Origin of the sequence: Rhodococcus sp. 27YEA15, assembly GCF_049739425.1 — a bacterium.
In the GTDB taxonomy this organism is placed as follows: Bacteria; Actinomycetota; Actinomycetes; order Mycobacteriales; family Mycobacteriaceae; genus Rhodococcus_F.
The window spans coordinates 824,868-837,873 of the sequence record NZ_JBMHHW010000001.1; the positions used below are offsets into that span (position 1 = coordinate 824,868).

Below are 13,006 nucleotides of genomic sequence, written 5' to 3' on the forward strand. Positions count from 1 at the left end.
TGGGTCAGGCTTCGTGCGAGATTGCCGCCTTGGGCAGAACTGGTTCACCGACTGATCACATTCGTCCGAGAAACAACTCTGGCAGCCCAAGGTCGAAGATTGCTTCGGCGATTGTGGATCAGGGCTGGCGCTCCGACACGCTGCCGAGCGATCTCGGTGTTCGGCGCGAATGTGAAGAAATGGTTGATACCGTTGGGTCGACATTCATCACGATCCGGACCTTGTAGTTCTGGATCTGGACCTTCCTGACCTCGACGGTCCAGAGGTCTGTCGGGTAATTCGATCTTCTTGTGACACTCCTGTTGTCGTTGTCACATCGCGTGACACAGAAGTGGATTGCGTGTTGGCGCTACAGGCCGGCGCCGACTACTACACTACGAATCCATACGGCCGCCGTGAGCTCATCGCGCGACTTGAAGCGATAATGCGTAGAGTCACCCATGAGTGGGCCCGACCTCCCGATAGCGTTGTGGACTGCGGACCATCACCATCGACGGCGTGAAATGGGTTGTCTACCAAGCCCAGTGACGACGGCGGTGCGAGGCCGAAGCAGCATCTCGACCCCGCACCGCGCTGTGCGGGTATGCCGTACCGGCATACCCGCGCCATCTCTTCTATTCCGCTCGACCACCTGACGCTGTCAAGATCGGCATCATGTCGGACGGACTGGAGCAGCGATTGTCTCAATGACTGTATATATGTGGTTTGCACATAATGCGCATTTGACGACGCTTAGGGCTATCCTGTAGCCACACCAGCGGGTCTGTGCTGTACCACCGAGAGGCGAGCACGATGGATCTCGAAGCGATTATCCGTATCGAACAGCTCAAACATCGGTACACGCGTGCATTGGACAGCAAGTCGTGGGTCGAGTTCGCCGATACCCTCACCGAGGACGCCACGGCGATCTACGGCGAGCAACTCAGTTTCGACTCCCGCGATTCCTTCGTCTCGTTTCTCGAGAACACCCTGGGCTCGCACGTCATTTCCGAGCATCAGTGCGGTCAACCGGAAATCGAGGTGAACGGTGCCACCGCCACCGGAACCTGGCGCTTGTCGGACACAGTCGTGATCCCGGAGGACGGGATGATGCTCCGAGGTTCGGCGTTCTACCACGACCGGTACGTGCTCTGCAGTGACGGTCGATGGAGAATCGCACATACCGGTTACGAGCGTCTCTGGGAGTCCGCGGTCGCGTTGTCGGACATCCCCAGCTTCCAGCTGACTTCGAATCCGTGGGCGGTTGCGGCCCAGAATTCGGTGATACGTAACGCGTCCTGACGTAAGCGAGTTGGCAGGTTTCGACACGGCATCCGGTCTCGACATGACATCCGGTCTCGACATGACATGGGATTAGAGTCGAAGCATGGCTGAGACGAACCGGATACACGACACACGGCGCTGGATCAGGGCGCTCCCCACGCTGACGGGCACCCCACCTCCTGCGCCCGCCACCTTTCCCGCGACACCGGCCGAGCTGTTTCTGGATTGGCTTGCCCGAGCCGTCGACGACGCAGTCGTCGAACCCCACGTGTGTGCCCTGTCGACCGTCGACGACGCCGGTCTACCCGATTCCCGGTATCTGATCCTGAAAGATGTCGATACCGCCGGATTCTGGTTTTCGGGATCGGCTCGGTCACCGAAAGGCGTCGAACTCCAAGCCTCTCCGCGAGCCGCTCTGGCGTTCTACTGGCGTGAAACCGGCCAACAGGTCCGGGTGCGCGGGACCGTCTCCGAGGGTGACGAGTCGGTGCGCAGCCGGGATTTTCTCGAACGCTCCGTCACTGCGCGGGCAGTGGCGACTGCCAGCGAACAAAGTCGAATACTCACCGATCCATCCGAATACGACGCCGCAGTCAGTTCAGCCATCGAAATGTTCGAGGGCGATCCTGACCACATGTCTTCGGACTGGCGGGCGTGGTGCCTCGAGCCGGAGTCGGTGGAGTTCTGGCAGGCTGACTCCGGTCGCCGGCATCAACGGTGGTTGTATCGGCGTGATCCAGAGGGGTTGTGGACGACGTCCGTCCTCTGGCCGTGATTCAACTGGCGCTGATCTCCGGCGACACCAGGTTGACCACGATCGACTGACCACCGAGCTTGGCATGGATCTCGGGGTGCTCGAATCCGGAAGACAGAAGGTAGCTGCCGAGCATTGTGAGGAGCTCGTCCAGATCCGTGGTCGGATCGGACGAATGTGTACTCGACGCGGTGGCATGATTGCCGATCAACTCGGTATGGGTGAGTCGCCCGGCCACCCGTACCGCGGCTACACCCATTGCGTCGCGACGAACGACGGTGTGGCTGCGGGTCTCGAGATTTCTGGACGACTCACGAGTCGGTGTGGGCATTGAAATGTCCTCTCCACTGCTGTGTGCGGCCGAACTGCGGGCTGGCGGCGGAAAAGTGAACGAGTCCGACGGCTTGGGCACGTTCGAGCTCGGTCCACCGTCCGTCGTTGTAGTGCTGCCACCCGTACGAAGCGAGGTGGAGCTGGAGCCTCCGGTACTCGACCCCGTCGTGAATCCGCTGCTGGTCCCGTTGGTTCCAGCTGCGCCGTGCGAAGTTGCGTTTTCCATCGTTTCGCTCCTGATGCCCGTAAACAGACCACTGGTTTGCTCAATCGAGGCAAACATACCAGTAGTTGGTTTCAGATCACACCGATAGCGGGGGAAGGCCGACTGACGTCCCGATCAGTCCGCGGCGGCGACGAGCGGTTCGAGAGTGAGCTCGGGGAGTTCTTTCTGGATGTACTGCAGGCGCCATTTGTCACTGACCAGAGCCAGGAGAACCCCGTCGGATCGGGTGAACACCTCGACGCCGCGCTGCCGATTCAGTTCGACCTCGGACTCGGCATCGGTACGGCGAGCGAGCGCGTAACCGAGCGGCTCCATCTTGGCTTCGACGTTGAACTCGGCCTTCATCCGGGCGGCCACCACCTCGAACTGCATAGGGCCGACGGCCGCCATCACCGGTGAGGCGTCGCCGCGGATGTCGTTGCGCAGAATCTGCACCACGCCTTCGGAATCCAACTGATCGACGGCGCGGCGAAACTGCTTGTACTTGCCGGCGCTCTCGGCCCGCAGGATCGAGAAGTGTTCCGGTGCAAAGGACGGGATCGGAGGGAACTCCACCTTCTTCTCGGTGTACAGGGTGTGGCCGGGAGCCAGCGCGGTGGCGTTGACGAGACCGACGACGTCGCCGGGGAACGCGGATTCGACGGTGGACCGCTCCCGGCCGAAAACAGTCTGGGCGTATTTGGTGGTGAACGGCTTTCCGGTCTGAGCGTGCGTGACCACCATGCCGCGCTCGAAAACGCCGGAGACGATCCGCATGAACGCGAGGCGGTCACGGTGGGCAGTGTCCATTCCGGCCTGCACCTTGAACACCACGGCGCTGAACGGATCGGTGACCTCCCGAGCCTTACCGCCCAGGTCGTCGCGGCCACGCGGCGCCGGCGCCAATTCGACCAGGGTGTCGAGGATTTGGCGCACCCCGAAGTTGAGCATCGCGGATGCGAAGATCACCGGTGACGTCTGACCGGCGAGGAACATCTCCTGATCGTGATCCTGGCCGGTGGCCGAGAGCAGTTCGCTCTCCTCCGCTGCGGTCTCCCATTCGGAGCCCTCCTTGGCCAGGGCCGAATCGGCGTCCATGACCTCTTCGGGGGCGATCTTCGCGCCGCCTGCTGTGCGGGTGAAGCGGATGTACTCGCGCGCTGCACCGTCCTCGCCGCGTCGGAGCAGGCCGCGGAAATCGCCGGCGATGCCGACGGGCCAGTACAGGGGCGTGGGGGTCAGCCCGATACGTTCGCTGATCTCGTCGAGAAGTTCGAGCGGCGTCTGGCCAGGTCGGTCCCACTTGTTGATCACCGTGATCACCGGGATTCCGCGGTGGCGGCACACCTGGAACAGCTTCAGGGTCTGCGGCTCGAGGCCCTTGGCCGCGTCGATGAGCATCACCGCCGCGTCGACAGCCGTCAGGACGCGGTAGGTGTCCTCGGAGAAGTCGGAGTGACCGGGGGTGTCGACGAGGTTGATCACGTTGATCGTCTCGTCGGGCGTCTCGGACGAGTGGTAGTTGAACTGCAAAGCCGTGGAACTGACGGAAATGCCGCGTGCCTTCTCCATTTCCATCCAGTCCGAGACCGTCGACTTGCGCCCGGCTTTACCGTGTACGGCGCCGGCCTCGGAAATCTTCTTCGCGTGCAGTGCGAGCGCCTCGGTGAGAGTGGACTTACCCGCGTCGGGGTGCGAGATGACTGCGAACGTACGCCGACGGTCGGCCTCGGCTGCCACACCCTTCGGTGTAGCGGCGACCGACACCGGATCGATGACCGCCGTGTCGGACTGGACGGTCGGCTCGGTGGGGACTGTCGCGTCGGACGGGGTAGTCAACGAAGAACCTCTCGCAGTGGGTATTGCGCGGTGATGCGCAGGTCGGGGGCCTGAGCGCTGGCGCTCTCGGGTGTGTCGAGTATCGCGAGACACCCGGTCAAGGATACTCGGCGTCCGGCTGGCCGTAACACTCGGCGAACAGTCTCTGATTATCACTTTGTGTGTACGTCCGCCCCGACGGCGCTCGAACGCCCGTGGTGACGGAAACCCGAATGTTCCGAGGAGTTGCTGTGAGCAGGTTTACCGACGAGATGTACGAGACTGCACTGGTCAGCGACCGAGGGCTGGTGACCGGGGAACCCGAAACCGCGCTTCGCCAGAGCTGGGGTGAGATCCATGACGAAGCCCGTCGGATGGCGGGTGGGCTTGCGGCGGCAGGCATCGACCACGGCGCCGCGATCGGCGTACTCGCCGGGCAACCTGTCGACATTGCTCCGGCGTGCCAGGCCACGTGGATGCGCGGCGCGTCGGTGACGATGCTGCACCAGCCGACCCCCCGTACCGATCTTGCCGTATGGGCGCAGGACACCGAGACAGTGATCGAGATGATCGCGGCGAAAGCCGTGATCTTGGGGGCTCCGTTCGACGCGGCCAAGCCGCTTCTCGAAGAGCGGGGCATCACCGTGGTGACGGTGGACGAACTTCGGCGGGGTACCGCAATCGACCCGGTGGAGACGGTAGAGTCCGATATTGCGTTGCAGCAGTTGACGTCCGGCTCTACCGGGTCGCCCAAAGCGGTACAGATCACGCATCAGAACTTCTTCACCAACGCCTACGCGATGATCAATCGGATCAAGTTCTCGGTCGACGACGACGTCATGGTCAGTTGGCTACCGCTCTTCCACGACATGGGAATGGTCGGCTTCCTGACCGTGCCCATGCAGGTCGGCGCCGAAGTCGTCAGCATCACGCCGATGGACTTCCTGCGCAGCCCGATGTTGTGGGCGGAATTGATGGACAAGTACGGCGGAACCGTGACGGCCGCGCCGAACTTCGCGTACTCGCTGTTGGCGCGGCGTCTTGCCCAAGCGGACGACGGAGTGGTCGATCTCTCGCGAGTTCGGTACATGTGGAACGGTGCCGAACCCGTGGATCCCGAGACGATGAACACGCTCGCCGCGGCCGGTGCGCGCTTCGGACTCGATCCGACGGCGTTGGCGCCGGTGTACGGCATGGCCGAAACCACACTGGCAGTGTCGATTCCCGATCCGAGCAAGGGACAGGTTCTCGACCACGTCGACCCGGACTTCCTCGAGTCGATGTCTCGCGCCGTACCGTCGAACCGGCCCAATGCGCGTGCTCTCGCGACTCTGGGAAAGCTGGTCGACGATCTGGAAGGGCGCGTCGTCGATGCAGACCGAAACGTTCTACCCGCGCGCGGAGTGGGAATCATCGAGGTGCGTGGCAAAGCGGTCACCCCTGGCTACGTGACCGTCGACGGCCACGTGAGCGCGCAGGACGCCGACGGGTGGCTCGACACCGGAGACGTCGGGTATTTCACCGAAGAAGACCTGGTGGTGATCTGTGGTCGGGTCAAGGACGTCATCATCATGGGCGGACGCAACGTCTATCCCACTGACATCGAACGCGCCGCGGGCACGATCACCGGGGTGCGGCCGGGCAACGCCGTCGCGATCCGGTTGGACGCCGGTCAGAAGCGGGAGAGTTTTGCCGTCGCGGTGGAGACCAACGCGTACGAGGATCCTGCCGAGGTCAAGCGTATCGAGAGGGAAGTGGTGCGCGCGGTACTGGCCGACATCGGTGTGCGCCCGCGCGTGGTGGCAGTACTCGGCCCCGGAAGTATCCCGAAGACCTCGTCCGGAAAGCTGCGCCGCGCCAATTCCGCCGCCCTGATCGGACGCTGACAGCGGTAGATCAGTGCAGTCGGTTCTGGGCTGCCTCGAGGCCCAGGTGCAGGAGTAGTTCGACCGCGTCGGCTGCTTGCTCGCAGACCAGGTCGAGTTCCTTGCGTTCGGGTGTGGAGAACGGCTTGAGTACGTAGTCCGCCGGGTCCTGACGGCCCGGCGGGCGGCCGATCCCGACGCGGGTGCGCAGATAGTCCTTGGTGGTCAGGGAACTCGAGATCGAACGCAAACCGTTGTGGCCGCCCTCACCGCCACCGAGCTTGAGCCGGATGGTCCCGAAATCGAGATCGAGTTCGTCGTGGACTACGACGATGTTTGCCGGCTCGACAGAGAAGAACCGGGCCAGCCCGGCAACGGCGCCACCGGAGAGATTCATGTAGGAGCGCGGCTTACCCAGGATCACCCGTCGGCCGGCCAGTCGCCCTTCGACTGTCTCGGCTCCGCTTTTCTTGTGCACGTTGAACTTTCCCCCCATCCGGCCCGCGAGTGTGCCGGCTACCATGAAGCCGACGTTGTGCCGGGTCTTCTCGTATTGAGTGCCGGGGTTGCCGAGCCCGATCACGAGGGCGGTATCTGTGCTCACGGGTGTGTTCCTTCCGGGCAAAGCTGTCAGAGGTGAAAACGATTCCTACGCGGAAACGGCGCGTCACCTCCGGGAATCGGAAGTGACGCGCCGTCCGGCGGGGAACGCTTCGAGGATCAGGCCTCGGCGGCGTCCTCGGCTGCTTCGTCTTCGGAAGCCTCGGAGGTTGCGGCGACGACGTTGACGATCAGCGTGTCGACGTCAGCCTGAAGGGTCGAGCCTGCAGGCAGCTCGAGCTGGCTCGCGAGGATCTGAGTACCGACCTCGAGGCCCTCGACCGAAACCTCGATCGACTCGGGAATGTGCAGTGCGTCGGCTTCGAGGGAGATGGTGGCGGCGTCCTGAGCGACCATGGTGCCCGGAGCTGCGTCACCGACGACGACGACGGGAACGTCGATGGTGACCTTCTCGCCCTTCTTGATGACGAGGAGGTCGGCGTGCTCGATGTAGTTGCGGATGGGGTGCACGACGACCGACTTGGTCAGTGCAACCTGCTCGGTGCCCTCGATGTCGAGGGTGAGGATCGCGTTGGTGCCGTGTGCGCGCAGGATGGCGGCGAACTGGCGAGCCGGCACGTTGAGGTGGCGGGGATCTTCGCCGTGGCCGTACAGAACCGCGGGGACCTGGCCGTCGCGGCGTGCGCGGCGAGCTGCGCCCTTGCCGAATTCGGTACGGGTGACGGCGACGAGGTTGTTCTCTTCAGACATGTGAAACGGCTCCTACAACTCACGGGTGCGTGCTCGGGTACTGGTGTGGTTCTTCGCTCCGACGAGGACGGACGCGCACACGGCCAGGAGCGAATCGCTCGAGCTGAGCCGTAGCCGCGTCGATCACGGTGAACGTGCGATCGTGTGGTGCCCGTTATGTCCGGACATCGATCGCTGCTCACCCTCGCCGAGACAACTCGGGACACGTTACCGGATTTCGGGCGCTGCTGCTAATCCCGGCGGCTGTCGGTCCGATCGATCGGACGTGGTTCGCGTCACACTCCACGCGGTAGCCTGAGGGGGTGACATCCGTACGGAGCGCACCGGAGAGCGGTCGGCTGGGCGCTGTGATGCCCGGAACCGACCTGTCGCAGCACGCTCGACTGCTCAGCCGGGTTCACGACGCCGTCCTGTCCGGCCAGGAACCGCCCGCGCAACCGCGCACGGTGGTCGCCCGATCGTGGTCGAGGGTGGCGGCAGGCGGGTTGAGCCCCGATCATTGTGACGGATTCTCGCCTACCGATTTCTCGGAGCTCGAGTCCCGACGCAGTCGGACGGCCTTGCGCGCCGTGCTTCCGGAACTACGGACCACACTCACCGAAGTGGCGGAGGACGCGAATTTCATCGTAGTGGTCGCCGACGCCGATGGTGTGCTGCTGTGGCGCGAGGGCGCGCGGTCGGTCAAGCGGGCAGCCGACGCCCTGGGGTTCAGCGAGGGGGCACGCTGGTCCGAGCAGTCGGTGGGTACCAACGCGATAGGGACGGCGCTGGTCGAAGACTCTGCGGTGCAACTCTTCTCGGCCGAGCACTATGCGCCTGCCCATCACAACTGGTCGTGTACCGGTTCCCCCGTGCACGATCCACGGACCGGCGAGATCCTGGGGGTGGTGGACATCAGCGGATCCGCCGCGTCCGTGCACCCGACTACCGTCGCGCTGGTGCGTACTGCAGTGCGTCTGGCCGAGGCGACGCTGTGGCGTGAGCACGGTGAGCAACTCGAGCGGCTGCGATCGCGGGCGGCCCCGCTGTTCGCGGCAGGTACCGGCCCGACATTGGTGGTCGACGAGTTCGGGTGGGTAGCGGGCGCGAGTGGTATCGCAGCCCCCGATCGGGTGGCGGCCCCGGTCCTCGGTAAGCCGGTCATCGTGCCGGGGCTGGGTATGTGCCTGCCGGAACCGCTGGGCGGTGGATGGCTGCTTCGGACCGGTATGGGCGGCCCGATCATCGAGCTCGAACTTGCTCTCGGCTCGTCGCCCCAGGTCACCGTCCGCGGTGACGCCAACTGGACGCGGCCGCTGTCGCCGCGTCACGCACAGATCCTGCGCGCGTTGGCGAGCGTGGGATCGAGCGGTGTGGACGCTGCCGCCCTGAGTGAGATGCTCTTCGGCGACCGCGAACACGTGGTCGCAGTACGCGCCGAGGTGTCACGGCTACGTAAGCATCTGGGTGCGGTTCTGCAGACGCAGCCCTATCGGTTCGCCGACGGCGTTCGAGTGACCCAGGTGTGAACACGGTTCGGCTCTGACCTTCGCTCGGCTGGGTCTTTCGCTCGGCTGGGATTTCGCTCAGCTCGCCAGTTCTCTCACCGCAACGACGAAGGTATCGAGGTCGGCGTCGTCGACGAAGTAGTGGGGAGAGGCGCGAACCACGGCGTCGAGTCCACGTGCCGTCATGTCCACAAGTGTGGAGCTCCGGTTGCTCACGGTCACGGTGATTCGTTGGGCGGCAAGGCGATCGCGAACCTCGGTGGCAGGTAGGCAGTGGACGGTGAACGAGACGATTCCGGCCAGCGGAGCGCCCCGGTCGTGAACCGACACCCCCCGCATCGACGACAGTTCGATGCGGAGTCGTTCAGCTCGTACCCGAATCTGCTCGGCTGCGACATCGACACCGATGTCGAGGAGATAGTCCGCTGCGGCGCCGAGCCCGAGGCGCGCGGCGACACTGGTCTCCCACAGTTCGAATCGGGTGGCATCGGTTGCCGGAACATACGAGTTCGGTGCGGTCCACTCGGCGCCGCGCAGGTCGAGGGTGGCCGGTTGCACGGCGTCGGGGAGGCCGGGCCGGATGTACAGGAATCCCGTTCCCCGCGGTGCCCGTAGCCATTTGCGTCCCGTCGCACTGAGCGCGTCGACGCCGAGGTCGTTCACGTCGACGCAGAGCTGACCGACGGACTGGCAGGCATCGAGCAGCACCAACGCCCCGTGCAGGTGTGCCAGTTCGACCACTTCGCGTACCGGATTGACGAGCCCGCCGTTGGTCGGAACGTGGACGACCGAGACCAGTCGAACTCGGTCGTCGATCAGATCCTCGAGTGCCTCCAGATCGATCCGGCCGGTGTTGTCGCTCGGGACCACCTCGACGCTCACACCCAGGGACGAGGCGCGGCGCAGCGCAGCTATCGCGTTACTGGCGTACTCGACTCCGCAGATCAGGATTCGGTCCCCGGCGCAGAGCGGCACCGCGCCGAAGAAGTCGTTCCATGCCCGGGTGGCGCTCTCGGTCAAGGCGATGTCGGTGGCCTGCGCACCGATCACCCGTGCCACCGAATGCCGCACCGATGCCAGTGCGGAGGTCTGCTCGGCCGCCGCGAGATATCCACCGATTTCGGCCTCGCGTCGCACATGCGTGATCATCGTGGTGAGGACTTGTTCCGGCGGTAGGGACGAGCCTGCGCTGTCGAGAAACACCGTGTCCCGGGAGCCGGGAGTGTCGAGGCGGATCGCGTCGAGATCGAACATGGCACCTTCCGTCCGGTTTGGGGAATTCCCACCATACTGCTGTGCGCAATGAAACTTTCGGCACCGATTTCCCGTCAGGGGGTGCATGTCGGGCAGGTCCGTTCTATGGTCGAGAAGGGTGAAGGGGTTGACGCGCTGAGCACCGAGACGAGCGCAGCAACATCGAGTGCACGACGTGAGTTCGCACGAGGGGATACCGAATGACGACCGCACCGAGCTCCACCCATCTGGATTCGCGTCCGGCAGCCGAGGCGTTCGTCGGCGGGGTGTGTTTCAAACTCGGCCCACCGCGCCTGATCGGTGCCGAACTCGAGTGGCTGACGACGGCCGGCCCCGGGGGATCGAGACCGGCCCTCGACGACCTTGCCCAGGCGTTGGGGCCGTACGCACCGACTAGCATCGCCGACGATTCCCCGGCTCGGCCGCTACCGGGCGGCAGCCTGGTCTCGGTGGAACCCGGCGGGCAGATCGAACTGTCGTCCGCTCCGTACACCTCGGCGGGTGCAGTATGTGAGTTTCTCGAAGCGGACCGCCGTGTTCTGGCGGAACTTCTGGCATCACGATCGATTCGGATGCGATCAGCCGCCGCGGATGATCGCCGTCCGGCCCAGCGGATTCTCCGACTACCGCGCTACTGCGCGATGGAAGACCGATTTTCCGGCATCGGCCCGTACGGGCTGCTGATGATGTGCAACACCGCCGCCGTCCAGGTGAGCGTCGACGCCGGCAACAGCGCCGATGCGGTGGCCCGCCGATGGAGTCTGCTCACCGATATGGGCCCGGCGTTGACGGCAGCGTTCGCCTGCTCGCCTCATCTGGCCGGAGTCCCCCGCGGCGACTGGGCTTCTCAGCGAATGCGCACCTGGCTCGAACTCGATCCACGACGAACCGTTGCGGTGCCGGACCCGGCGGACTACCCACGGTGGGTGCTCGACGTGCCGCTGCTGTGCGTGCGTAACGGCTCGGACGACTGGACTGCGCCCCGCGACGGTACGTTCGGCGATTGGATAGACGGAGCCCTGGACGAGGAGATCGGGAGATCGCCGACCTGTGACGATCTGAAATATCATCTGTCCACGTTGTTTCCGCCGGTCCGAGCGAACGGTCACGTCGAGGTGCGTTACCTCGACGCGCAGCCCGGCGATCTGTGGCGGGTTCCGATCGCCGCGCTGGACGCGCTGTTGTCCGGACCGGCTGTGATGCGTGAGGCAGCCGCGGCGGCGGGTGCGACGGCCGGAAGATGGCGTGACGCCGCGGAATACGGATTGATCGATCTCGAGCTTCGTTCGGCGGCGGTGTCGCTGCTCTCGCTCGCCGCGTCGTACACCCCCGATCCCGGTTTCGTACGGATTCTCGACGACGCCGCCGAACGATGTTGTCGGGGAGTAGCACCGGGGGAGGGCGCGGCATGACAGGGCAGGTCACCAAAGAGTCGATCGAGGCGGTACTGCAGCGGGCGCGGGAGCGGACGATGCTGCTCACCGACTCCGTCGACGACCGCGAGTTGATCGCGCAGCATTCGCCGTTGATGAGTCCGCTGGTCTGGGACCTGGCACACATCGGTAATCAGGAAGAGCTGTGGTTGGTGCGTGACGTCGGCGGCCGCGTCGCCGTCCGGCCGGACATCGACGAGTTGTACGACGCCTTCAAGCATTCGCGATCGTCCCGGCCGGCCCTACCACTGCTCGATCCCACGCAGGCGCGACGCTATGTGCGCAGCGTCCGCGGGAAGGTGTGGGACGTGCTCGCGGACGTCCGTTTCGAAGGTCGCGAACTCGAAGTCGACGGCTTCGCGTTCGGCATGATCGCGCAGCACGAGCAGCAACACGCCGAGACGATGCTGGCAACCCACCAATTGCGTTCCGGCCCTGCCGCCTTGGTGGCACTGCCACCGCCTGCAGCTGTCGGGGTCCACAAACTCGACGAGGTGACCATCGAGGCCGGTCCGTTTCTGATGGGCACCGACGACGAACCCTGGGCTCTCGACAACGAGCGGGGGGCACACGTGGTGAATGTAGGTACCTTCGCCATCGACCGATTCCCGGTGACCAACGGGCAGTTTCTCGAGTTCGTCGACGACGGCGGGTACTCGCGCCCCGAACTCTGGTCCCGGACCGGGTGGCGACATCGTGTCGAGGCCGGTCTGCGAGCGCCACAGTTCTGGGAGTACGACGGATCACGGTGGTGGCAAAGAGTGTTCGGCTTGGATGAACCTCTCCACGAGCGCCGACCGGTGGTGCACGTCGGTTACTTCGAAGCCGAAGCATACGCGCGGTGGGCAGGTAAGCGGTTGCCCAGCGAGGCGGAGTGGGAGAAGGCCGCGCGCTGGGATCCCCGCGAGCAGCGGTCGCGTCGATACCCGTGGGGTGATGCCGAACCCGACGAGACGACGGCCAATCTGGGGCAACGGCATCTCGCTCCTGCCGAGGTGGGAGCGTATCCGGCGGGAGCGTCGGCCACGGGAGTGCATCAGATGACAGGTGACGTGTGGGAGTGGACGTCCTCCGGGTTCCACCCCTATCCGGGCTTCCGCGCATTTCCCTACCGTGAGTACTCGGAGGTGTTCTTCGGCGGCGACTACAAGATGTTGCGCGGTGGATCGTTCGGGACCGACAGCGTGGCCGCCAGGGCGACATTTCGAAACTGGGATCATCCGATCCGGCGTCAGATATTCTCCGGTTTCCGTTGCGCAAGAACGATATCAGAGAGATCGTGA

At 64.5% G+C, this 13,006-nt stretch carries 12 protein-coding genes; 7 read left to right on the plus strand and 5 right to left on the minus strand.

Features of this window, described 5'->3' with window-relative positions; genetic code table 11:
* The first annotated feature begins 202 nt into the window (after window positions 1-202).
* The 3 genes from ABH922_RS03880 to ABH922_RS03890 all read left to right on the plus strand — a co-directional run bounded on the left by ABH922_RS03880 (window position 203) and on the right by ABH922_RS03890 (window position 2,038).
* Window positions 203-502: a response regulator gene (locus ABH922_RS03880; protein WP_424809556.1), complete on the plus strand. Its 300-nt coding sequence runs from the start codon at window positions 203-205 to the stop codon at window positions 500-502.
* A gap of 290 nt (window positions 503-792) precedes the next feature.
* Complete coding sequence (locus tag ABH922_RS03885) at window positions 793-1,281, plus strand: nuclear transport factor 2 family protein (protein ID WP_424805673.1); 489 nt, start codon at window positions 793-795, stop codon at window positions 1,279-1,281.
* Between the two features lie 85 nt (window positions 1,282-1,366).
* Complete coding sequence (locus ABH922_RS03890; protein ID WP_424805674.1) at window positions 1,367-2,038, plus strand: pyridoxine/pyridoxamine 5'-phosphate oxidase; 672 nt, start codon at window positions 1,367-1,369, stop codon at window positions 2,036-2,038.
* A 1-nt stretch (window position 2,039) separates the two neighbouring features.
* Here ABH922_RS03890 and ABH922_RS03895 read toward each other — a convergent pair whose 3' ends face one another.
* Complete coding sequence (locus ABH922_RS03895; RefSeq protein WP_424805675.1) at window positions 2,040-2,348, minus strand: hypothetical protein; 309 nt, start codon at window positions 2,346-2,348, stop codon at window positions 2,040-2,042.
* 342 nt (window positions 2,349-2,690) lie between these two features.
* On the minus strand, window positions 2,691-4,331 hold the full coding sequence (locus ABH922_RS03900; RefSeq protein ID WP_424809557.1) for a peptide chain release factor 3: 1,641 nt from the start codon (window positions 4,329-4,331) through the stop codon (window positions 2,691-2,693).
* A 293-nt stretch (window positions 4,332-4,624) separates the two neighbouring features.
* Here ABH922_RS03900 and ABH922_RS03905 point away from each other — a divergent pair, with 293 nt between their 5' ends.
* Window positions 4,625-6,259 (plus strand): fatty acyl-AMP ligase, encoded by a 1,635-nt coding sequence (locus tag ABH922_RS03905; protein WP_424805676.1) that lies wholly within the window; start codon window positions 4,625-4,627, stop codon window positions 6,257-6,259.
* A 10-nt stretch (window positions 6,260-6,269) separates the two neighbouring features.
* On the opposite strand, the gene pth is transcribed toward ABH922_RS03905, so the two are convergent.
* Together pth and ABH922_RS03915 are read right to left on the minus strand one after the other, a co-directional pair.
* Entirely contained in the window at window positions 6,270-6,842 is a 573-nt protein-coding gene (gene pth / locus ABH922_RS03910; protein ID WP_424805677.1) for an aminoacyl-tRNA hydrolase, read from the minus strand.
* 116 nt (window positions 6,843-6,958) lie between these two features.
* Entirely contained in the window at window positions 6,959-7,549 is a 591-nt protein-coding gene (locus tag ABH922_RS03915) for a 50S ribosomal protein L25/general stress protein Ctc (RefSeq protein WP_424805678.1), read from the minus strand.
* 350 nt (window positions 7,550-7,899) lie between these two features.
* Between ABH922_RS03915 and ABH922_RS03920 the strand changes: the two genes are divergently transcribed.
* A complete protein-coding gene (locus ABH922_RS03920; RefSeq protein WP_424809558.1) occupies window positions 7,900-9,057 on the plus strand; it encodes a GAF domain-containing protein in 1,158 nt (385 codons plus the stop codon).
* A gap of 57 nt (window positions 9,058-9,114) precedes the next feature.
* Here ABH922_RS03920 and ABH922_RS03925 read toward each other — a convergent pair whose 3' ends face one another.
* On the minus strand, window positions 9,115-10,290 hold the full coding sequence (locus ABH922_RS03925; RefSeq protein ID WP_424805679.1) for an aminotransferase class V-fold PLP-dependent enzyme: 1,176 nt from the start codon (window positions 10,288-10,290) through the stop codon (window positions 9,115-9,117).
* A gap of 200 nt (window positions 10,291-10,490) precedes the next feature.
* Here ABH922_RS03925 and egtA point away from each other — a divergent pair, with 200 nt between their 5' ends.
* Window positions 10,491-11,702, plus strand: a complete 1,212-nt coding sequence (gene egtA / locus ABH922_RS03930; protein ID WP_424805680.1) for an ergothioneine biosynthesis glutamate--cysteine ligase EgtA — start codon at window positions 10,491-10,493, stop codon at window positions 11,700-11,702.
* Complete coding sequence (gene egtB / locus ABH922_RS03935; protein WP_424805681.1) at window positions 11,699-13,006, plus strand: ergothioneine biosynthesis protein EgtB; 1,308 nt, start codon at window positions 11,699-11,701, stop codon at window positions 13,004-13,006. The genes egtA and egtB overlap by 4 nt, the downstream gene beginning before the upstream one ends.